The organism is Paraburkholderia hayleyella (assembly GCF_009455685.1).
Lineage (GTDB): Bacteria > Pseudomonadota > Gammaproteobacteria > Burkholderiales > Burkholderiaceae > Paraburkholderia > Paraburkholderia hayleyella.
Window position 1 is genome coordinate 655162 of record NZ_QPES01000002.1, and the last position, 22671, is coordinate 677832.

Annotated in this window: 17 protein-coding genes and 1 tRNA gene; 6 read left to right on the plus strand and 12 right to left on the minus strand. The window is 60.6% G+C overall.

The window, feature by feature from the left end; genetic code table 11:
* Positions 1-7: 7 nt before the first annotated feature.
* The 3 genes from GH657_RS17225 to GH657_RS17235 all read right to left on the minus strand — a co-directional run bounded on the left by GH657_RS17225 (position 8) and on the right by GH657_RS17235 (position 3730).
* Complete coding sequence (locus GH657_RS17225; RefSeq protein ID WP_153102232.1) at positions 8-1033, minus strand: histone deacetylase family protein; 1026 nt, start codon at positions 1031-1033, stop codon at positions 8-10.
* Between the two features lie 66 nt (positions 1034-1099).
* Positions 1100-2362 (minus strand): Zn-dependent hydrolase, encoded by a 1263-nt coding sequence (locus GH657_RS17230; protein WP_153102233.1) that lies wholly within the window; start codon positions 2360-2362, stop codon positions 1100-1102.
* 54 nt (positions 2363-2416) lie between these two features.
* Complete coding sequence (locus tag GH657_RS17235) at positions 2417-3730, minus strand: MFS transporter (RefSeq protein ID WP_153102234.1); 1314 nt, start codon at positions 3728-3730, stop codon at positions 2417-2419.
* Between the two features lie 230 nt (positions 3731-3960).
* On the opposite strand from GH657_RS17235, the gene GH657_RS17240 reads away from it, so the two are divergent.
* Positions 3961-4953: a LysR family transcriptional regulator gene (locus tag GH657_RS17240; protein WP_153102235.1), complete on the plus strand. Its 993-nt coding sequence runs from the start codon at positions 3961-3963 to the stop codon at positions 4951-4953.
* A gap of 6 nt (positions 4954-4959) precedes the next feature.
* On the opposite strand, the gene GH657_RS17245 is transcribed toward GH657_RS17240, so the two are convergent.
* From GH657_RS17245 to GH657_RS17265, 5 genes are all read right to left on the minus strand, one after another.
* Complete coding sequence (locus tag GH657_RS17245) at positions 4960-5412, minus strand: CopD family protein (protein WP_153102236.1); 453 nt, start codon at positions 5410-5412, stop codon at positions 4960-4962.
* Between the two features lie 244 nt (positions 5413-5656).
* Complete coding sequence (gene parC, locus GH657_RS17250; RefSeq protein WP_153102237.1) at positions 5657-7975, minus strand: DNA topoisomerase IV subunit A; 2319 nt, start codon at positions 7973-7975, stop codon at positions 5657-5659.
* Between the two features lie 99 nt (positions 7976-8074).
* The gene (locus tag GH657_RS17255; protein WP_153102238.1) at positions 8075-10060 is read right to left on the minus strand and encodes a DNA topoisomerase IV subunit B; all 1986 of its coding nucleotides are present in this window, start codon (positions 10058-10060) and stop codon (positions 8075-8077) included.
* Positions 10061-10297: 237 nt separating this feature from the next.
* Positions 10298-12220, minus strand: a complete 1923-nt coding sequence (locus GH657_RS17260; protein WP_153102239.1) for an ATP-binding cassette domain-containing protein — start codon at positions 12218-12220, stop codon at positions 10298-10300.
* Positions 12221-12519: 299 nt separating this feature from the next.
* Positions 12520-12921, minus strand: a complete 402-nt coding sequence (locus tag GH657_RS17265; protein WP_153102240.1) for a DUF4399 domain-containing protein — start codon at positions 12919-12921, stop codon at positions 12520-12522.
* A gap of 408 nt (positions 12922-13329) precedes the next feature.
* Between GH657_RS17265 and GH657_RS17270 the strand changes: the two genes are divergently transcribed.
* A complete protein-coding gene (locus GH657_RS17270; protein ID WP_153102241.1) occupies positions 13330-13512 on the plus strand; it encodes a rubredoxin in 183 nt (60 codons plus the stop codon).
* Between the two features lie 192 nt (positions 13513-13704).
* Here the strand turns inward: GH657_RS17270 and GH657_RS17275 are convergent.
* Positions 13705-13780: transfer RNA gene (locus GH657_RS17275), tRNA-Arg, on the minus strand.
* Positions 13781-14020: 240 nt separating this feature from the next.
* On the opposite strand from GH657_RS17275, the gene GH657_RS17280 reads away from it, so the two are divergent.
* From GH657_RS17280 to GH657_RS17290, 3 genes are all read left to right on the plus strand, one after another.
* Positions 14021-16351 carry a hypothetical protein gene (locus GH657_RS17280; protein WP_153102242.1) on the plus strand — a complete coding sequence of 777 codons (2331 nt, stop codon included), beginning with the start codon at positions 14021-14023 and terminating at the stop codon, positions 16349-16351.
* Between the two features lie 84 nt (positions 16352-16435).
* Complete coding sequence (locus tag GH657_RS17285; protein WP_174770016.1) at positions 16436-16867, plus strand: MbcA/ParS/Xre antitoxin family protein; 432 nt, start codon at positions 16436-16438, stop codon at positions 16865-16867.
* On the plus strand, positions 16864-17574 hold the full coding sequence (locus GH657_RS17290) for an RES family NAD+ phosphorylase (protein WP_153102243.1): 711 nt from the start codon (positions 16864-16866) through the stop codon (positions 17572-17574). The genes GH657_RS17285 and GH657_RS17290 overlap by 4 nt, the downstream gene beginning before the upstream one ends.
* A gap of 23 nt (positions 17575-17597) precedes the next feature.
* On the opposite strand, the gene GH657_RS17295 is transcribed toward GH657_RS17290, so the two are convergent.
* The 3 genes from GH657_RS17295 to GH657_RS17305 form a co-directional block, all read right to left on the minus strand.
* Positions 17598-19082, minus strand: coding sequence for a cytochrome c (locus GH657_RS17295; protein ID WP_153102244.1), 1485 nt, complete (start codon positions 19080-19082; stop codon positions 17598-17600).
* A 24-nt stretch (positions 19083-19106) separates the two neighbouring features.
* Positions 19107-20708 carry a GMC family oxidoreductase gene (locus GH657_RS17300; RefSeq protein ID WP_153102245.1) on the minus strand — a complete coding sequence of 534 codons (1602 nt, stop codon included), beginning with the start codon at positions 20706-20708 and terminating at the stop codon, positions 19107-19109.
* 110 nt (positions 20709-20818) lie between these two features.
* The gene (locus GH657_RS17305) at positions 20819-21364 is read right to left on the minus strand and encodes a sorbitol dehydrogenase family protein (RefSeq protein ID WP_246174212.1); all 546 of its coding nucleotides are present in this window, start codon (positions 21362-21364) and stop codon (positions 20819-20821) included.
* A 387-nt stretch (positions 21365-21751) separates the two neighbouring features.
* On the opposite strand from GH657_RS17305, the gene GH657_RS17310 reads away from it, so the two are divergent.
* On the plus strand, positions 21752-22420 hold the full coding sequence (locus GH657_RS17310) for a DUF1345 domain-containing protein (RefSeq protein WP_153102247.1): 669 nt from the start codon (positions 21752-21754) through the stop codon (positions 22418-22420).
* Positions 22421-22671 lie beyond the last annotated feature (251 nt).

Genomic DNA, 22671 nt, shown 5'->3' on the forward strand with positions numbered 1-22671 from the left:
GACAAAATCAGCCTCGCGCACCCATAAAGCCATTGAAGAACGCGTGCGCATTCGCCTCAAGGCTTGCCAGGTGATAACCGCCTTCCTGGACAATCGCCGAAGGCAAGTTCAAGGCCCCGATCGCAGCGCCCAGGCGGCCGAACCCTGCGGTCGTCACCGCCACCTGCGATTGCGGATCTTCCCGGTAAATATCGAAGCCCAACGCCAGCACCAGGGCATCCGGCTGAAAACGTCTGAGCGCCCGCAACGCATCCTCGACACGCTCGAAAAACACCGCTTCCGTCGAACCATGAGGCATGGGGAAATTAACGTTAAAACCCGCTCCCGCCCCTATGCCGCGCTCGTCCTCATAGCCCGCCACGACCGGATAAAAATTCGTCGGGTCACCATGAACCGACAGATACATCACGTCATCGCGGCCATAGAAAATTTCCTGCACGCCCTGGCCGTGATGCATATCGGTATCGAGAATCGCCACGCGTTTGTAGCGGCTGCGCAGCGACTGCGCGGCAAGCGCGGCGTTGTTCAGATAGCAGAACCCCCCGGCGGCATCCCGGCGCGCGTGATGGCCCGGCGGGCGGCAGAGCGCATACGCTTCACGCGTGCCGTCATTGAGCGCCGCGGCCACAGCCAGCGCGCTTTGCGCCGACCAGTACGCCGAGCGCCAGGTGTTCGCCCCCACCGGGCAACTGCCGTCAGCCAGATACCGTGCCGCCTGCGCCAGCACACCGCGTAGCGGGTTCGGCTCGCGCACGAAAATATTCGACATCACTTCGTCGCCCCAGTCATCGGGCATCTGCTTCCAACTGCGGTGCGCCTCTTCAAGAAAGCGCAGGTAATTCATGTCATGAACCGCAGCGAGCGCGGCCATGCCGGAATCAGCCGGCTCTCGCACCTCGAAGCCCAGCGCCCGCGTTGCCGCGACCAGCCGTGCCGCGCGCTCAGGGACTTCCTGTGGCGTGCGCATCTGGCCGCGCGAAAGATAACTGCGCGGATGATGCAGCAACTGTTCCGGATGAAAGAAGGTCAACATGAACGATCCTTATGAATGGAATGTGATATCGGCGCCTTACCGTGTTACCGCCTTACCGCGTTACCCTCACGCGGCAGCGGCTTGCCCCGCCACGGCCACTCCGGCTCGCGCCAGCACCGCATTGAGCAGAACCTCCGCGCCGCAGGTCACGTCTTCCGGCAAGGCCTCTTCGGCTTCGTTATGCGACAGGCCATCGACGCACGGAATAAACACCATCGCAGTCGGGCAATACCGCGCCAGATGAATCGCGTCATGGCCCGCGCCACTGATGATCGATTCATGGGAATAGCCCAGTTGTGCCGCGGCCTGTGCGACGAGCGCCACGCAACCCGCGTCGAACGGTGTCGCGGGGCTGTTCCAGTCCGTGTCGATCTCGACGCTCACGCCACGCTCCGCCGCGATTCTGGCAAACGCCGTGCGCAATTCGCGTTCAAGCGCATCGAGCTGGGCATCCTCGGGATGGCGCAGGTCCACGCTAAAGGTCACGTTAGCCGCAATCGTGTTACGCGAGGCATTGGCGATGTTGATCTGGCCAATCGTCACGAGCGCAGCCGGCGCGTAACGCGCCACGATCTGCTCAAGTTCGCCGGCCATCTGCGCGCTGGCAAACAGCGCGTCCTTGCGATAGGGCATCGGTGTGGTGCCTGCATGAGCCGCCATGCCGCTCACCCGCACATCGAGCCAGCGAATCGCCTGCCCTCCGCTGACCACGCCAATCGTCGTGCCATGCGCCTCGAGGATCGGCCCCTGTTCGATATGGGCTTCGAAATAAGCATCCAGCACCCTGCCCGTCACCGCGCGCGCGCCGCGATAACCGCTTTGTTCCAAGGCCTGCGCCAGCGTGACGCCATCGGCATCGCACTTGCCGAGCGCCTCGCCGAGCGGCGTGCTCCCCGTGAAAACAGCAGAGCCCAGCATCGCCGGAGTAAAGCGGGCGCCTTCTTCGTTGGTCCATGACACGATCTCAACCGGCTTGCGTGTCGCCACACCCGCATCGTTCAGCGTGCGTACCAGTTCAAGCGCGGCCAGCACGCCATAAACACCATCGAAGCGCCCCCCTTCGGGCTGCGTGTCGAGATGGCTGCCCACCAGGACAGGTGCTGCGTCAGGATCGGTGCCCTCACGCCGCGCAAACAGGTTGCCCACCTCATCGACGCTCACCGTCATGCCCGCCTCGCGGCACCACTGGGCAAAAAGATCGCGCCCGCGCCGATCCTCGTCCGTCAACGCCAGACGCCTGACCCCACCGCGCGGTGTCGCCCCCACTTGTGCCATTTCCATCAGGCTCGCCCACAGGCGAGTGCCTTTGATCCGTAACAGTTTCGTCATGTTCGCTCCTTGCAATCAGCGTGAATTCAACGCTCAACGTTCAACGCTCGACAATCAACGCACAATGGCCGCTTCGGTCACATCGGCGCGCGTGCCACGACGCGCATCGAGCGCGATGACGCTGAGCAGCGAGATCCCGGCGAGACACGTATAAAACACCGCCAGCGGCCACCATTGCCCGATGAAACGATGCGCCAGCCAGGTGCCGATCAGCGGTGTCAGGCCACCAGCAACCGCACCGCAAACCTGATAGGAAAGCGAAATCGCCGAATAGCGCACGCGTGTAGCAAAAATCCCGCTAACGAAACCCGCGATCACCGAGTAATAACTCGCCATGCACACCACCGCCAGCGCAATGCCAATCACGATTGACAGACGGCTGCCGCTTTGCACAAGCAGGAACATCGGATAAGGCGAAATCATCGCGGCCAGCGCCGCCAGCTTGAGAAAACGCGCGCCGCCGATGCGCTCAGCCACCCAGGCCGCGAGTGGCTGCACCAGAAACTGAATGATGGCGACCAGAAACAGGCAATCGAGAATCAGCGAGCGCGAGATCCCGACGTATTGCGTCGTGTAGGCAATCATGAAAGTGTTGGTGAAATACACCCCGGCGATTCCGATCGTGTTCGCGCCAATGCACAGCAGCACCAGCGCCCACGCGGAACGCAACACTTCCGCGATGGGTAGTTTGACCGTGCGGTTGGACTCTTTCACGCGCTCGAATTCAGGCGATTCATTGACACCGAGACGAATCAGCAAGCCGACAATCAGCAACACCGCGCTGGCCAGAAACGGCAAGCGCCAGCCCCAGGCCAGAAAATCCGCCTTGTCGAGCGAAGTCACCGCGCGGAATGCCAGCAACGACAGGATCAGGCCAGCAGGACTGCCCAGCTGCGCAAACGAGGCAAAAAACGTGCGCCGTCCTGCAGGCGCATGCTCCCCGGCCATCAGCACCGCGCCGCCCCACTCACCGCCCACCGCGATGCCTTGCACCACGCGCAGCAGCACCAGCAACACCGGAGCCAGCACGCCGACTGTCGTGAAATCCGGCAACAAGCCAATGCAGACAGTGGCCACGCCCATCATCATCAAGGTGGTCATCAAGGCTTTCTTGCGCCCGATCCGGTCACCGAGATGGCCAAAAATCAGGCCTCCCAGGGGGCGGGCGAAAAAGCCCACCGCAAACGTCCCGAACGCCGCCATCGTGCTAAGAAAAGGATCGTGCGAAGGAAAATACAGCTCGCCAAACACAAGGGCCGCAGCCGTGGCGTAAATGTAGAAGTCGTACCACTCGATCATCGTGCCGATGAATGCCGCCGCAGCGGCACGCACCGGCTGACGGCGGGCGGAAGGATTGGGCTGGATCATGCTGTGGGGCTCCTGTGACACGTCATGCGCCCATGTGGCGCAGCCTGCCGGTGAAATTAAATCGCATCGCTCAACAACAGCAACCGCGCCACACGTTTGACGCGCTTTGACGTGAGGACATTAATGCGCGTCAAAGCGGTTTATCGCCATCCATAAAGCATTAGTCAAATTTCAAGTTATTATTTCGAATATAAATTTAATTAATATGCATACCTTGGGGACCTATCATCATGCGCGCAGAAATTGCCCATTTTCTGAATAACCGGCTCGACTGGAACCTGTTACGCACCTACCTCGTCATCGTTCAGGAACGCAGCATCAGCCGTGCCGCAGCACGGCTGCATGTCACCCAGCCGGCTGTCAGCCAGGCACTCAAACGTCTCGAAGACACCCTCGGCCGCAAGCTGATCGAACGGCGCGGCGCGCAGTTCGATCCGACCCAGGCAGGCACGGAGGTGTATCGCATCGCCAGCGATATCTACAGCAATATTTCGCGCCTCGAAACCGAACTGGATGCCCGCGCCCAGGACATCACCGGTTCAATTCGTCTGCTGAGCGTGAGCCGGATCGAGTCCCCCGCCTACGATGCGTTTCTCGCCGGGTTTCACCGCGCCCATGCGCGCATCGATTTGCATATCGAGGTCATGCGTTCCTCGGACATTATTTCGTCGCTGCTGCAAAAAACCGCGACCGCAGGTCTTGGCCTGTGCCGCAATCCCGTTGAAAAACTGGAAACGCGTATTTTCTTACGCCAGCGTTATGCGATTTTTTGTGGTCCGCACCATCGGCTATTTGGTCAGACGCAACTGACGATGAGCGATCTGCTCACGGAAAACTTCGTTTCATTCACCAGCGACCAGATTGGCGATAGCCTCTCGCCGCTGACCGTGTTCCGTGACCAGAAAGGGTTCACTGGGCGCATCGTGGCGGCCTCGCCGAGCCTCGATGAAGTCCGGCGGCTCATCTACGCGGGATATGGCATTGGTTGCCTGCCAGAACACATCGTCTGCGACGATCTGGCCCAGCAGCGCCTGTGGCGGCTGCCGCCGGAAGACGGGCTCGTTGATGTCGATGTCAATTTGCTGTGGCACCGCGAACGCAAGATGAGCACGGCGGAGCAAACCTTTCTGGAGAGTTTCGAGCGCGTCATGCAGCGCTATTCGATGGCGCAGCGGCTCGGGCTGGAGCCGCTGGAAACGCGAGACGGCATTATCGCCGCATGATTTGATTTAGCGCGCCAGCACCGCGACGCCAATGGTCACGACGCCCAGCACGATATTGACCAGCACAATCTGGCGCACAACGCCAACCGCACGTGCGCCATCAGGCCAGTTTTGTGTCTGCACCGCGCGGCGCACGCGCGGAAACAGCGCGAAGCGAATGTGACCGAAGAGCAACATCATCACGACGCCAAGGCCTGCCATCGTATGCAGCGGCCACAAGGCATGCGCGCCGCCAAACCGGCTCAGTAAAAAACCGCCCGAGAACAGGATCAGCAGCACAGCAGCGGCGGCCCAGCTGAAAAAGCGCCCGAATACCGCCTCCCAAAGTGGCAAACGCAATTGCGGCGACAGGTCAGCCAGCGCGGGGCGCAGGCAAAAGTGCGCGAACACCATGCCGCCCACCCAGACGGCAACGCCAAGCAAATGCAGAAAAAGCGCGGCTTCGATGGCGTAAATCATGTGAAGGATCCTGGTAATCGGTGAGGTGCAGCAGGTGACGGGGAGAGCGCGCGAGATTTGCGGCCCGTGGCATGCGGAAGACTTAAAACGGAAGGCTTAAAACTTATGGCAACGTCATCGGAGCTGGCTGACGAGCGCGTTCGACTACTCAACCAGCAGGGCAGTTCCTGGAAATTTCCCCAGCACCCGCACTCATGCGGGCCCCTGCCCGCCAGCACCAGAGACCGCCAACGGCGGCCCTACCTCAACCCAGCACCGGTCGCAAACCCGTCACCTTCAGCTTCGTCTCGGGTATCCGGCCACGCCGTGCCCGCTTGCCGAGGTGCGGCGCTAACGTCACGCCGCTCAAGGTTTCCTCGGCCGCCTTGCCACCGCGTCCCGTCCCCATCAGCACCACCCCCGCCTGACTAATCGTCAGCGCCTGTTGCAACGGCTCACCCTCGTCGAGCGCCATCAACGTCACACCTCGCCCGCCACCCGACAGCATTTTGATTTCATCGAGACCAAATACCAGCAAGCGTCCGCTACCCGACAGACAAGCCACCGCGCTGGCACCGGGCAGCATCGGCATCGGCGTGAGTGGCGTGGCGTCGGCGTCAATCGTCATAAAAGCCTTACCTGCCTTGACCCGGCTCACCATATCGGCCACTTTCGCCACAAAGCCAAAGCCATTGCTCGACGCCAGCAAGAGCGGCTGCTCCGCCGCCGCCGCGTAGTAATGCAGCAAATGCGTGCCGCTCTCCAGCTCGATCAGCGAGGTCAGCGGCACGCCATCGCCGCGCCCGCCAGGCAGCAGCGTCACCGCCACCGAATAAACCCGTCCCTTGCTGCCCCACGCGATCAGCGTATCGGGCGTGCGGCACTGAAACGCCGCATACAGCCCATCGCCCGCCTTGAACGTAAAACCCGCCGGGTCTAACCCGTGGCCCTTGAGCGCACGCACCCAGCCTTTTTGCGAGACCACGACGGTCACCGGTTCATCAACGACCCGGGCTTCGAACACCGCGCGTTTTTCTGGCTGGATCAAGGTGCGGCGTGCATCGCCATACTGTTTGGCATCGCCTTCGATCTCCTTGATGAGCAAGCGTTTTAGCGCGCTATCGCTGCCGAGCAGTTCTTCGAGACGGCCTTTTTCTTCGTTGAGTTCAGCCAGTTCTTTTTCAAGCCGGATTTTTTCGAGGCGAGCCAACTGGCGCAGCCGGATTTCCAGAATATCGTCAGCCTGCCGCTCCGACAGCTCAAAACGGCTCATCAAGGCGGACTTCGGTTCATCCGATTCACGAATGATGCGGATCACTTCGTCAATATTCAGAAAGACGATCATCCGTCCCTGCAGAATATGGATCCGGTCGTTGACCTTCCCCAGCCGGTGCCGCGTGCGGCGCGTCACCGTCATCACGCGAAAGCCGATCCACTCCTGCAGAATCTCAAGCAGCCCCTTCTGGCACGGCCGGCCATCCGCCCCCACCACGACCAGATTAAGCGAGGCATTCGATTCAAGCCCGGTATGCACCAGCAACGAATTGATGAACTCGGTCTGGTCGATCCGGCTCGACTTGGGTTCAAAGACAAGGCGCACGGGCGCATCCTTGCCAGACTCGTCGCGCACCGCATCCAGCAGCGCGAGCATCGCCTGCTTGCCTTCCGTCTGCTCGGGCGTCAGGGTTTTCTTGCCCGCCTTGATCTTTGGATTGGTCTGCTCTTCGATTTCTTCAAGCACTCGCTGGCCTGAAGTGTTCGGTGGCAACTCCGTGATCACCAGTTGCCATTGACCGCGCGCCAGTTCTTCGATTTTCCAGCGTGCCCGGACCTTGAAGCTGCCACGGCCCGTTTCATAGGCCGCGGAGATTTCCGCTTCGCTTGAAATAATCTGCCCGCCACCCGGGAAATCCGGGCCAGGCATGAACTGCATCAATTCCGCGTGCGTCAGCTTCGGATTGCGGATCAGCGCCACGGCGGCAGCAGCCACTTCGCGCAAGTTGTGCGATGGAATCTCCGTGGCAAGCCCGACCGCGATCCCGGACGCGCCATTGAGCAACACAAACGGCAACCGGCCCGGCAACAGCCGGGGCTCCTGAAACGAGCCATCGTAATTTGGCATGAGATCGACCGTACCCTGGCCGATCTCATCGAGCAGCAGCTTGGCAATCGGTGTCAGCCGCGCTTCGGTGTAGCGCATGGCCGCCGCGCCATCGCCATCGCGCGAGCCGAAATTGCCCTGGCCGTCGATCAGTGGATAGCGCAGCGAAAAATCCTGCGCCAAACGCACCAGCGCGTCATAGGCCGACTGATCGCCATGCGGATGATATTTACCCAGCACGTCACCCACCACGCGCGCTGATTTGACCGGTTTGGCGTTATCGCTCAAGCCCATCTCGTTCATTGCGAAAAGCAGGCGGCGCTGGACCGGTTTCTGGCCATCGCACACGTCCGGCAGCGCGCGGCCCTTGACAACGCTCACGGCGTAATCGAGATACGCCCGCTCAGCATAATTGCCAAGCGTCAGCACCTCACTCTCGGGCGTCTCAGGCTCGCTGAAAAAATCAGGCGTTGTTGTATCCATCTGGATTCCGTATTGATCCTGTGAGCCCATTGCTCGAGGTACTCAAGGTACCCGAGGCGGGCTGGTTTACGCGCATAAAGTCCCCCTGGCGGAGGGCACTCAGATATCCGCTTCGACGTCGTTGCCTTTTTCCTCGAGCCAGCTTCGGCGGGAAGCGGCCTCACCCTTACCCATCAGCATCGTCATGCGGGCCACGGTCGTGTCGTAATCGAGCTCGCCCAAGGCGACCGGCGAAAGCCGGCGCGTGTCGGGGTTCATCGTCGTATCCCAAAGCTGGGTGGCGTTCATTTCACCAAGCCCTTTGAAGCGGCTGATCGCCCATTGCGTTTCCCGCACACCGTCCTTGCGCAGCTTGTCGAGTATGGCTTCCAGTTCACCTTCATCGAGCGCGTAGAGTTTTTGCACGGGCTTTTTGCCCCGTGCTGGCGCATCCACCCGAAACAGCGGTGGCCGCGCAACGTGTACATGACCGAGTTCGATCAACCGTGGAAAGTGGCGGAAGAAAAGCGTGAGCAGCAACACCTGGATGTGTGAACCATCCACATCCGCATCGGACAAAATGCAAATCTTGCCGTAGCGCAGGTTAGAGAGATCGACCGCATCGTCCGGATTGTGGGGATCGACACCAATCGCCACCGAGATGTCATGGACTTCGTTATTGGCAAACAGCCGGTCACGCTCGGTTTCCCAGGTGTTGAGCACCTTGCCGCGCAGCGGCAAGATCGCCTGGAATGACTTGTCGCGGCACATCTTGGCGGAACCGCCCGCCGAATCGCCCTCGACCAGAAAGAGTTCATTGCGTTTGATATCGGTCGATTCGCAATCGGTCAGCTTGCCTGGCAGCACGGCCACGCCGGAACTTTTGCGCTTTTCGACTTTTTGCCCCGCCCGGGTGCGCGCCTGGGCCTGTTTGATTACCAGATCAGCGAGCTTTTTGCCCTGCTCGACATGCTGGTTCAACCACAGTTCCAGCGCGGGCCGGGCAAACGACGAAACCAGCTTGACCGCATCGCGGCTATTGAGCCGCTCCTTGATTTGCCCCTGAAACTGCGGGTCCAGCACTTTCGCCGAGAGCACGAACGAGACCCGTGAGAACACGTCTTCAGCCAGCAATTTCACGCCCTTGGGTTGCAGATTGTGCATCTCCACAAAGCTTTTCACCGCCTGAAACAGGCCATCGCGCAAACCGGATTCGTGCGTGCCGCCAGCAGGCGTGGGAATCAGGTTGACATAGGATTCGCGCATCAGCGGCCCCTCCTCGCTCCACGCAACCACCCATGCAGCGCCCTCGCCATCCGCGAAGGTCTCGTCGCTCGAGCGCGTGTTATCGGCATAGCGCTCGCCTTCGAATAACGGAATGAGTAGCTCGCTGCCCGACATGCCTTCCAGCAGATAACCGCGCAAGCCGTCTTCGTATTTCCACGTTTGCCGCTCGCCGGTTTTCTCGTTGAGCAGTGTGACTTCAACGCCAGGCAACAACACGGCCTTCGAGCGCAGCAGGCGTTGCAACTCGCCCAGCGGCAAGTTCGGCGAATCGAAATATTGCGGATTGGCCCACGCCGTCACCCGGGTGCCGGATTTTTTCTCGCCCCGGGCAGCCGCCCGCATGGCCAGCGGACGCACCACATCGCCATGGGCAAAGCCCAGTTCCGCCACCTTGCCGTCACGCCAGACAGTCACATCGAGACGCGTGGACAGCGCATTGGTCACTGAAACGCCGACGCCATGCAATCCGCCCGAAAACGTATAGGCGCCGCCCGCGGCCTTGTCGAACTTGCCGCCTGCGTGCAGACGCGTAAACACGATTTCGACGACCGGCACGCCTTCTTCGGGATGCAACCCAAACGGAATGCCACGGCCATCATCTTCGACCGACACCGACTGGTCCGCGTGCAGCGTGACGGTGATCTGCCGTCCGTAGCCGCCGAGTGCTTCGTCCGATGCGTTGTCGATGACTTCCTGGATGATGTGCAGCGGATTCTCGGTACGCGTGTACATGCCGGGCCGCTGCTTGACCGGCTCAAGGCCCTTGAGCACCTTGATCGACGCTTCGCTGTAGCCAGCGTTAGGCTTTTTCGTGGACATGGCTTGCCTGGACTGGTCGGGGTCAACATCAACGTTGTCCACAGACGCTGTGGATAGATCCGTGGACAACGCGTTGAGTATTCAAAAAAATTGAGATGAAACAACAGGATACCTGGCCGTGCCCGCAGGATGAGCAAACGCGAAAGAGATAAGCCGCATCCGGCCCACGCACGGCCCTTAACGCACTCGGGCGGCCCGTATTCTACTTATTTCAAGATAGACACGGGCTGCATGGATTCACTTACGACGGCTTTCCAGTTCATCCCAGCGTTGCATAGCCGCCAGCAACGCTTCGTCGATCTCGCCATAACGCAGGCTCAGCCGCGCGCCTTCATCGGCGTCACGAGCAAAAACCAGACCGTCTTCCAGAAGGGCGGCGATCGTTTTCTGCTCCGTTTCGAGGGCTTCGATCTGCGCGGGCAGCGCCTCCAGCTCACGCTGCTCCTTGAACGATAACTTGGCCGCGCGCGGCATATTGCGCGCAGCCTGGTTGTCTTTGGCCGGCGTTTCTTTGGCCACCTCGCGCGGCGCTTGCTGCGTCATCTGTTGTGAGCGCTCGCGCTGTACCTGCCAGTCAGTAAAACCACCGACATATTCACGCCATTTACCCCCGCCTTCGGCGGCAATGACCGAGGTGACGACGTTATCCAGAAACGCCCTGTCGTGACTGACCAGCAACACCGTTCCGTCGTACTCCGTCAGCAGTTCTTCAAGCAGTTCGAGCGTCGGGATATCGAGGTCATTGGTGGGCTCGTCCAGCACCAGCACGTTGGCGGGCCGGGCAAACAGGCGCGCCAGCAGCAAGCGGTTGCGCTCACCGCCCGAGAGCGACTTGACCGGGGAACGCGCGCGTTCAGGCGCGAACAGGAAATCGCCCAGATAGCTCATGACGTGTTTTTTGGTGCCGTTGACTTCAACCCATTCGCTACCTGGGCTGATCGTATCGGCGAGACTTTTTTCCAGATCCAGTTGCGCCCGCATCTGGTCGAAATACGCCACCTGCAGGTTGGTGCCGACTCGTACCGTGCCGTCGTCGGGCGCCAGTTCGCCCAGAATCAGCTTGAGCAGCGTCGTCTTGCCCGCACCATTCGGGCCGACAAAACCAATCTTGTCGCCGCGCATTACCGTGGCCGTGAACGTGTCCACCACCGTGCGCCCGTCATAGCGCTTGGACACGTCCGTCAGTTCGGCGACGATCTTGCCGGACTTCTCACCTTGCCCTACATCGAGCTTCACGTTGCCCTGCACATTGCGCCGCTCGGCGCGCTCGCCGCGCATCTGCTCCAGCCGCGCAATACGCCCGACGCTACGCGTGCGGCGCGCCTCGACCCCCTTGCGAATCCAGACTTCTTCCTGGGCCAGGAATTTGTCGAACTTGTCGTTTTCGACCCGCTCGATTTCAAGCTGCTGCGCCTTGCGCGTCTGATACGCCGAAAAATTGCCGGGATAGGACAGCAGCCGCCCCCGGTCAAGTTCGACGATCCGTGTGGCCACCCGATCAAGAAACGCGCGATCGTGAGTAATAAATAACAGGCCAGCGCGCTGCGACACCAGCAGATCTTCGAGCCAGCGGATGCCATCGAAATCCAGGTGATTGGTCGGCTCGTCAAGCAGCAGCACATCGGGCTGCACCACCAGTGCCCGTGCCAGCGCGACACGCTTTTGCATTCCGCCGGACAGCGCGCCAATCCGGGCCTCGCCATCCAGGCCGATTTGCGCCAGCGTCGTCGCCACGCGGGTGCTCCAGTTCCAGGCATCGGAGGTATCCAGCGACGATTGCAGCGTATTCATGCGCGCCAGCAGCGCATCGTGCTCCGCGCCTTCTTCGACCTCGGCCAGCCGGTGCACCACGGTGTCGTATTCATCGAGCCATGCACGGGCCTCGGTCAAGCCCGCCGCCACGGTATCGAAGACCGACAGGTCGGCATCGAACTCCGGCTCTTGCGGCACATACACCGTGGTGAGGTTTTGCTGGCGCGTCACGAGGCCGTCGTCGGGACGCGCCAGTTCAGCGACGATCTTGAGCAACGACGACTTGCCTGCGCCATTGCGGCCGATCAGCCCAACGCGCTCGCCAGCTTCAAGGGAAAAATCCGCGTGATCGAGCAACGCGACGTGACCGAACGCGAGTTGCGCGCCGATGATGGTATAGAGCGACATGGGAGCCAGAAGAAGACAGGGAGACAGGGAGACAGGAAAACAGCGATGAATCGCACAACGCGCATTGTACCGGTGGCGTCCGGCAACGCTGAGCTAGCCAGATGTCCCAGGCCAAATGGGGAATGGAAAGCGCGGGGCAAACGCAGCAGGATGTCAGCTTCAGCACATGGCAGGTGGTCTGGCCCACGGGCCGGAAACGCGTGTCATACGCTAAAAACATGTCGCGGCGCGGCGCGGCCCGCCAGGGCACCCCTTGATGGGGTTACCGGGGCGGGCCGCGCGGTACAGCACAAGCGGTGTTACTTCACATGCACAGTGATCGTCTGGCTCATTGCGGGGCCATACGAGCGATGGGCGCCATCGCCAAACTGCATGGTCAGGGTGTGGTCGCCAGGCGGCAAGGTCACGTCGGTTTCTGTCTGGCCCTTGCCATAATGCAGCGATTTGTCATTTGCCGGGATCACCTCGCCCTTGGGCAAGGCATGGCCGTCAATCAGCAAATGATGGTGCCCCGTGCCTTCGGTCATGGTTCCGGCAGGAGCGATCTTCATGCCCTCCACGGCAAATACCACATGCACCGGATTGCTCACGGTCGCACCATCGTGCGGCTGGACAAACGACACACTTTCGGCTCGCGCCATACCGGACATCACGAACAACCCAACACATGCAACGCCAGCCAACCATTTTTTATTGAACATCCTGTTCTCCTGTTCTTCTGGATTAATACGGCCTGGCATCGGGCCGCCTGAAACGGCTGTCAAGGCACAGCAAAGCCATGGCAGACACGGCAGCAGCTCAATACCCTGGAATCATGCGGGAATGACCGCACCGCAGAGGATACACCGCACGTTTTCGTGCAAACCGTGATAGAGCCGCGCGATCGTGGGCAACACGTGGGCAACAACAAGGCCAGCAACAGGAAGCCGCGCAGGTGCGGCAAAGACACGCGGAAGGCGATGGCAAATTCCGGTAAACTACCGCAACCTTGTTCGTGAGGCCGGTTATTAAACCTGTCCGTATCGCGCAAGATGCCCACCCCAATGCCTCACCCAAACGGGCCAGCACGCAGGCCTGACTACATCGCATTAAATGGAATACACCGCGTCGTGAGCGAAATCATTGAATACAAAAGCTGGATCTGCCTGATTTGCGGCTGGATTTATAACGAAGAAACAGGGCTTCCTGACGAAGGCATTGCCGCTGGCACGCGCTTTGCCGATATCCCCGAAAACTGGCGCTGCCCACTATGCGACGTGAGCAAGGCCGAATTCGCCGCAGCGGAATTCTGAAACCCCCAAGCCGCCAGCGCGCGGACCTTTTGCGCCCCGTTGCCGCCCGTTGCTTACTCTGCGGCGTTCCGGTTCGACACTGAAATCTGGCGCTGAAACCAGAGAAACAGCACCCCGGAAACGACAACAGGTAGCACGTGGCTACCTGTTTTTTATGCGTCTTCGCTACCAACCCTGATTTTTGCCAGAACCTGGTGCCCCCGGCACGAATCGAACGTGCGACCCTCTTCTTAGGAGGAAGATGCTCTATCCACTGAGCTACGGGGGCCAGCCCGCGATTATAGCAGCAAGATATGCCGGCAAGAAAAACCGATGGCGTTCTTTCCAGACGCCCCCCTGCCCCAAGGCCAATGCCCTGTCTTGCAGCGTCTCGTGTGTTCCGATGTACCCGCCGCACAGGCAAGAAGCGCGCCCGGCCTCAATTTAATTAGCCTAAATCTTCTCTTCGATGGAACGAACCGGCATGAGGTTGTTACATACGCCGTAACTGCATAAAAAAGGTTTAGGCATGACGGCTTTAAATGCAACTGGCACTGCTGCCGCGACACGGGCCACAGCGACGTTGAACCTGTTCATCGGGCAAAACGTATTCGGTGACGAGTCTACGCAGGCTACTGGCAAAAAAATGTTTAATGGCCAGGTGGTGCAACTCGCCCCAACAAACAGCGAATCCAGTCTGTCGAAGCACGCCACACTGCAATTTAGTGAAAAATCTCCGGCCAGCAGCCTCGATCCTCATCCTGAGAACACGACGCCAAGAGCCGTCACGGCCCGTCAAAACGAAGCGCAACACGTAGCGGGCTCGGGTTCGGATTCAGATTCGCTGCCAGCGCCAGCCAGCGAACAACCGGACGAAACGCGCCACCACATCACGCTGCAAAACCCGTGTCAAACCATCTCCTTTGCCGGTCAGGACAACCCGCCGGAGAGCGGACGGGCAAATTTGTCGCCCGTCAGCGAACAAGCGAACAAACAACCAACGAACGAAAAAGAGAACGTCAGCGACCCTGCCACGCAGCCGCACATATACGCGCAACAGGGCTTCTTTTACCACCGCGGCACGCTCTTACCCCTGTTGCGGCGCCTCGCCCAGGCCATACTGCCATCGAGTTTAAGCCGCCGTCTGGGGCTGCCGTTGGACTTGAATGACCGTCCCGGCGAGTTCTTTGCGCCGACCAGGCCGTCCGTGCCACAGCGCCCTGGTGTGCCGGTGAGCAGCTCATCCAGCGCACCCGCGCAGACATCCCGCCCTCATAGGCAAACGTTTGATGGACTGCAGCAACTCGAGCTCAATATGCAACGGCTGTGCCGGGATGCCAGCCTTGGGATAAGCGACGATGCACAACTCGAATTAATGCATCTGGTAACAAAATTCAATAAACAGTTAGGCGGAACGAACGGCAACGGCAAACTGCTCAGCACGATCAAGGGCTCCACGCTATATCAGACGGTTTTTGCTTTTACCTCGCTCATTACCCCAGCCGAGCGCAGTGCAATTAATCAGTCGATGCAAAACTTCAACGATGCTCTCCAGAAATACCTGGATGTCCGCGATAGCTATCCTGAGCGCGCCGACCGGATGTCGCCGGAATTCATCACGAAAGAAAACCAGTTTCTCGAACAACTCGATGATTTACAGAATGAGCTGGACTCCATTATTGAAGCCACGATGGTTAACCGGGAAGAAAATAGAACACGTCAGTTTCAGAGAGGGGCTGAAATTGCAAGCATTCTGTATGACATTGTAACGAACGTATTAACTTTTATTAGCCGGGCATTACCGCCCCTGGCAGGACTAGGCATTGCAGTAAAAGTCACCAATTATGTGGGCAATTCCTTGTTTGCCACCGGGATCATCGCGGGCAGTATCAATACCAGCAGCAAAAAAGTACGCAACAGAGCTGAAACTGTATCCAGGCTGAGCCTCGGGTTGCGCCAAGTCATCCGCGCGGAAATCCCTACGGCTAATAGCGGCGACAAATACCTGCGCAAAAGAGTGCAGAACGGATCCATTAAAACGTTCGAATCATTCAGGGAATACAAGGAAAAAAGCAAAAATGGGGCGAATCCTCAAGCATTGAATCAAATGCTGCGCGCTATCGGTAATGACATTCTGGATAAGGGCCTGGAGGAGCGGATCCTCCGCAAGTGCAATCTGACCAATCCAACAAGCCGCTTTGGCAAGTTCGTGGCGCGCACGATTCGCGGCATTCCTTTATTTGAAAAAAGACGACAAAGCGATCAGGCGCTGATCAACGAAATGCTTGAAATCATGGCGCAGGTTGCAGCAGGCCAGGCACCCGATGACAAGTATTTTGCAGTAGTCAGGAAATTGCGGGAAAAAGCGCGGGAGTCGATGCCGTCAAAATCCAAGCTCTCCTGGGTCTTCTCAGGCCGGATCAGCGGCAGCATGATTGCGGAGAAAGCGCTGCAACTCCTGCTGGCGGCCGGAAGTAGCACAGCGCTCATGCTGAGTCTGCTGGCCGTTGCGCCACTGGGGCCATTCGGCCTCATCCTCTTCGGCGTCCAGCTCGTTGCGGGCATCGCCAATGTCGTAGTGCAGAGCCACAGAAAACACAACACGGCATATGCCAGCGGCTTCGATGATCTGGCGGATTTCATGCTCAACACCCATGGCGTCACGGCCGAAAAAAGAACGGAATTTGCGCTGGCCCACAAGTCCTGGAGAGAAGACGAAAAGGAAGCGCTGAAGCAAGCGCTGGACGCGGCCAACTCCAAGCCGCTTGAGACGCTTGAGACGCTTGAGACGCTTGAAAAGCCTGAGAAAAAAGTAGCGCTCCGTTCGCAAGCTGCCCGCTACGTCAGCTCCCGGCGCTAACACGGAATCGTTGAATCGCGGGATCGCTTGCGTTAATCCATAAATGGACTAATATTCAAATTAGTTCGTTTTTGGATTAAGCTCATGTCCGATACTGCCGCCAAAACAGCCCACCCGCCCCGGCGCCTGGCCGCCGAGCCCTCCCACGCTGATATGTCAGCCGCCGGTTTGCGCGCCTTCTTCAATATCGCGCGCGACTGGGGCCTGAATATCGACGAGCAAATCATTCTGCTAGGCGGCCCTGGCCGCTCCACCTTCTTCAAATGGAAATCCGCCCCGCACACTGCCCGGCTGGGGCGCGACACGCTTGAGCGCCTGTCGCTTTTGCTGGGCATCTACAAGGCGCTGCAGATTTTGCTGCCGCCCCCCGCCGCCGCCGATAGCTGGATCAAGCGCCCCAACAGCGCGCCGCCGTTCGGCGGCCGTCCGGCGCTCTCGCGCATGCTCGCGGGCAATATCAGCGATCTCGTCGCCGTGCGCCAGTATCTCGATGCCATGCGCGGCGGTTGGGCATGACCCAGACGCTCTGGCAAGGCCGCTGGCACACCACGCTGCTCACCTGGCAGCCCGCTTACCGGGTCATTCCGACGCGCTTTCCCGCCGTGAACCTGTTCGATCGCGTGGCCTCCGCTGACGATTTCGACGCGCTCTACGCGCTGGAAGCCATGACCAACGACCGCCTGCGCACCGAAGTGGGTGAACTGGATCTGGTGCCCCCCGACGAACGCTGTTTTGGCCCCGGGTGCGGCCCGATCATGGCAGCCTTCACGCATCTGAACCCCAATGGCAGCCGGTTTTCGGATGGCTCATATGGGGTGTTTTATTGCGCCCGCTCACGCGCGGCTGCCGTCGCGGAAACGCGCTATCACACAGGTCGTTTTCTCAGCGCCACAGAAGAGCCACCACTGCGCCAGCAGATGCGGCTCTATACGGTGGAAGTACGCGGCCAGGTGGTTGACCTGCGGCGCGCGGCTGGGTGCGATCCCGATCCCGCCGTGTTCGCGCCTGACAGCTATGCCACCAGCCAGCCGCTCGGTCACGCCTGGCGCGAGGCGGGCGCGGCAGGCATCGTTTATCCCTCCGTGCGCGAGGCTGGCGGCGAATGTCTCGCCGCCTTCAGAACAACGTTGTTGCGTGCTTGCCATCACGCCGCCTATCTGGAATACAACTGGAACGGCCACGTCATCGACAGCGTGTACGAGTTGCGCGAGGAAACGCGTTAGCCGCGAGCCTCCGCTGCCTGGCATCAAGGCGCACGCAAAGCCTGGACCTGGGCGGCACTCACCCACGTTTGCGGATTGCCAAACTGCTGCGTCAGGTAGTTCGTGAGGGCCGCGATCTGATCGTTCGTCAACTGCTCACCGAACCCCGGCATGAACACGTCGGCATGCCGTGTCGTGCGTTGCACGCCCTTCAGGATGACCAGGACCAGATTGTCCGCCGAGCTTGCCCCCACCACGCTGTTATGCAGCAGCGAGGGATACGCCAGCGGCGCACTCGCCCCAATGCCCTGCCCGCTCCAGTGATGGCAGCTCGCGCAGTTGGCGACAAACAACTGGGCCCCATGGGCACCCGTCGGCGCCTGGCCCCGCAACGCGGTTACGTCGTTAGCCGGTTGCCCCCAGCCATCGCGTGGACGGCTCTCGCCGCTGCTCACGGGCGGCAGCGTGCGCAGATAAACCGCGATCGAACGCAGGTCCACGCTGTCCAGATACTGCGTGCTGTCCGCCACCACCTGCGCCATCGGCCCAGCGGCATTGGCGCGGCCTGGCGCGACACCGCTCGCCAGATAGCTGACGATGTCGTCCTCGCTCCAGCCGCCAATGCCGCTGTTTTTGTCCGAGGTGAGATTGAACGCGTGCCAGCCTTCCTGAGCCGCACCGGCAAAACGCGCACCCGATTTCAACCCCTCGGTGAGATTGCGCGGCGTATGGCATTCCTCGCAATGCGCGAGGCCCTGCACCAGATACGCGCCCCGGTTCCATGCCGCGCTTTGGCTGGGTTGCGGCACAAACCGGCCTTCATCGAAATTGAGCAGATTCCAGAACACCATCAGCCAGCGCTGGTTAAATGGAAATTTCAGATCGGTGGTCGGCGGCGTGAAATGCACGGGGGCGAGGGTATTCAGATATGCGCGAATGGCCAGCACGTCCTGGGGCAGCACACGCGTGTATTCCGTGTATGGAAACGCCGGATACAAACGTTTGCCGTCCCGGCCAATACCTTCGTGCATCGCGCGCAGAAACTCCGTGTCGCTCCACCGGCCAATACCGGTTTCATTGTCTGGCGTGATATTGGACGTATAGATCGTGCCAAACGGCGTCTTGATCGGCACGCCACCCGCAAAGGGACGGCTTTTGTCGGCGGTATGGCATGCCATGCAATCCCCGACGCGCGTCAGGTATTGGCCGCGTTTCACCAGGTCAGGGCTCGCCGCCGCGCTCAAGGCCTGGCTGGCAGCGCCAGCGCGTGTCGTCTCGCTAGCGTTGGCCGGAACGGCAGCCGCCGTGGCAAAAGCCGCCGCCCTCGCAGCAGAAGCGGGCGCCGGAGCCTCGTCAGCCCAGGCGGCACTCAGCGGTAGCACGCTGGCCGCCTGCCTCGGCCCGAAAAACGCATGCCCGACCAGATACAGCGCAAAGAGCAAAAAGATCGTGGCCAGCAGCACGCGCTGCGCGCGCCGCTGCCGGGCAAGCGCGCTGGCGGGTTGCACGCGAAACGTGGGTTTCGTCATGGTGAATCTCCGTCAGGGTAGGGCTTAGCGTTCACGCTTGAGCATGTCGGCCAGCTTCAGCGACAGCGCGGCGATGGTCAGCGTGCAGTTCACGGATGCCGCCGTCGGCATCACCGCGCTGCTGGCGACAAAGAGATTGGCGTGATCGTGCGTGCGGCAATCCGCATCGACCACCGAATCTGCCGGATCGCGGCCCATGATCGTTGTGCCCATGATGTGGTTGTTCGGCGCGAAGTTGTCGTCGAACGTGATCTCCGTGCCGCCCAATAACGCAGCGATCCGCGCATAGTGCGCGCGCGTGTGCACCGCGCTTTTTTTCACGTAGTCGTTGATCGAGTAATAAATTTCCGGCTGCGCAATGCCCAGTGTGTCCTTGTGTGTTGTCGATGGCACGATGCGGTTGCGCGGCTCGGCCAGATGCTCGTGGAAACTGTTGATATTCAGCGTGCGCGCCGCGCGCTCACGGATCTGGTGCTCCAGTTCGCTTCCGGCCACGCCTTTTTTCAGCAATGCCGCCGTGACAGCCATGGTGGCCACGCCGTTCGACAAATGCAGCTTCTTCGCGGCGTAATCGGCACGGAATGCACCATCGCGGAAATTGACAATCGACGTCATCTCCATCGGCCCGCGTCCTGGCCAGAGGTCTTCATTCGCCAGGAACGTGACGCCTGTACCGGGGTGGTCCATCAGGTTGCGGCCCACCTGATCCGAACGATTGCCGATGCCTTGCGCAAACGCGTCGGACGTCGACATCAGCATCAGCTTGGGCGTCTCGATACCATTGGCCGCGAGCACGAAGAGCTTACCCGTCACCCGTGTGTCATGGCCGTTGGGGTCCCTGAAATACACAGCGGCAATCCGTCCTTTGTCATCGGCTTCGATACGGTACACCACCGCTTGCGCGAGCAGCTTCGCCCCCGCCTGCTCGGCTTTTTCGGCATGCATCACGCCGTTGTACATCGCGCCAATCGGACAGATCGGCATGCAGTTGTTGTTGCCGCAACAGATCGGGCGCGCGTCGTAGGGGCGGCTGTTGCGCGCCACCGGCTCAGGCACGACATGAAAGCCATGCGGTTGCAGCACGTCGGTAAAACGCTGATCCATGTAGGACAGGGGCAAGGCGCTCATCGGATAAGCCTGCGCGCGAGGCGAACCCAGATCCACGCGCTTATCGGGCCCCGACACGCCGAGTTGCACTTCAGCGGCCTGATACCACGGTTCGAGCGTCTCGTAGGGATAAGGCCAATCGCGTCCCACGCCATAGCGGGTTTTCAGCTGAAAATCCGCAGGCAGCAGCCGCCAGGCCGCCGCGGCCCAGTGCCAGGTTGTGCCGCCCACGAGCCGCAGATATTGCGAGTTGTAAGGCCACTCACCTTTCTGGATCAGGTAACCGTTAGGCGGCGCGTATTGCGGATGCGGCGCGTAAGGCATCGACGGATAAGGTGTAGCGAAATCGCTTTTAACCGACGAGTTGCGGAAGTTCTCGACGATCTGCCAGCGCGCGAGGCGCGGTCCTGCTTCGAGCATGATCACCGAGGCCCCGGCCTGTGCCATCTGATGCGCGACGAGACTGCCTGCCACTCCAGAACCCACAATAACGACGTCGGCGGAATAGGAATTTGCCATGTTTGCCCCCTTTGGCTGGCGCAATGCTGTTTATTGTCTGTTTGTGTTTTTGCGGAAAACGGACATGCTGCGCGCATAGCTGAGCCGTTCGCGCGGCATGGTGCAGGGTTTCAAGCGTGGACGGGCTTGTTTGTCCAGTAAAACGGCACATCGTGGCAATACGAGGGAATGGTCAGCACGTCCTTGACCGGCTCGAACATCAACGCCTGCTCAAACGCCACGACCCGGGCCTGCGGCATCTCGCCGATAAGGCCGAGATACCAGGCCCGCAGAATCGCGCGAGCCACCACGGCCAGTTCTGGCGCGTGGGTTTGCAGCGTGGCAATCACGCTATCGGCAGGCATGCCTTCATGGCTTTTGAGCCATTGATCGAGCGCGCTGACATGACGCGCAAACAGGCTGTCGGCCTGGCTCAGGGCATCATGGATACGTCGCGCCAGCACCGGGTTCAGGTCTTGCCGCGCGCTCAAGTGCTGCGACACCGCGAGGAGCGCCGGGTAGGTGTCGTCAGTTGGAGCCGGCTCCGCCCAGGCAGCCGGCAGGCCGAAGCGGCCCGCCGCAACGGTGAAACTCAGGAGCGCTGCCGAGGCACACGCGCCAAGCAGCCAGGTGCGGCGTGAAGGAGAAGCGTTCGTGCGGGAAAAGGAAAAAGACAAGGAAAAAGACGAGGAAAAAGACGATAGAGACGTCAGGCGGGAACGCAGGCGTCGTGGGGGTTTCTGAACCTGGGTCACGATGGCTCCAGAAAATGGACCGAACATAACCGGCAGCAGGAACGCCGCATGCCATGGTCAATGGATGCAGGCGCAGCCGTTGTGCCGCGGCCGGTCTCTCAGCAAGCTTGTTGTTATGCCGCCCGCCCAACGCTGCCAGCGTGCTGCGCAGGACTATAACCGCGACGCCTGCATTAGACAAATCGTCTGCCGTTCATCCGCTGGGTGCCAAGCTCACGCCCCCCACGGCACGGTAGAATCTGCGCCCGACCCACTCGGCCCACCCGGCCCACCCTGGCGCTGGGCCTGCCGCTTCCTTGCCAAACGCTGATGAACCTCTATCGTTTCTATCCCCAAATGCTACGCAACCGTCCGCGCATGCTCATGGCGCTCGCCATTGGTATCGTGGCTTCGCTCTTTCTGGCGTCGGAGTCAATGTCATGGTTGCTGCGGGTGCTGCTCACCTGGGATATTGCGGTGTGGTCCTGGCTGGCGCTCGTCTGGGTGCATATGGCACGCGCGCATCACAATGAGGTGCGCGACTTCGCCGTGCGCGAGGACGAAAACGCCGGTGTCGCCCTCGTCATCATCTGTATCGCAACCGTGGCCAGCATCGCGGCCATCGTGCTCGAACTCGCCACGCTCAAGGGCACAGGGGCGACCTCGAATGTCACGCATTCGCTGCTCACCGGCGCCACGCTGATCGGCGCCTGGTTTCTGATTCCCACGCTCTTCACGCTGCATTACGCCCGGCTCTACTTCAGCCCGATCCCTTACCAAACCGCGCTGCTGTTCCCGGACCCCGCGCTCGAACCCGATTACTGGGATTTCCTCTACGTCTCGTTCACCATCGCCGTCGCATCGCAAACCTCGGATGTCATGCTGCGCTCGCGCGAGATTCGCCGGGCGGCGCTGGCGCAATCCATCCTGTCGTTCTATTTCAACGTTGCTGTGCTGGGCCTGTGCGTCAACATCGCCGCCGGGCTGCTAGGCTCATAACCCGCCCCCATACGCCCTATACGTCCCATACGCGCCCCATACGCGTCCCATACGCGCCGCAACAGTCCGCTCACCGTCCGCTCACGCCCGCCGCACGGCCACTGTGTAAAAGCCGCTCGTCATCTGGCCACTTTTACCGGCTGCCCGCGCGAGCGGCGGCACAAACGCCCGCCACGCGCGGCATGGCCTGCGTGCCCGATCGCACCTGCACGCGGGGTTGCGCCCGGGTTGCGCCCGGGTTGCGCCCGGGT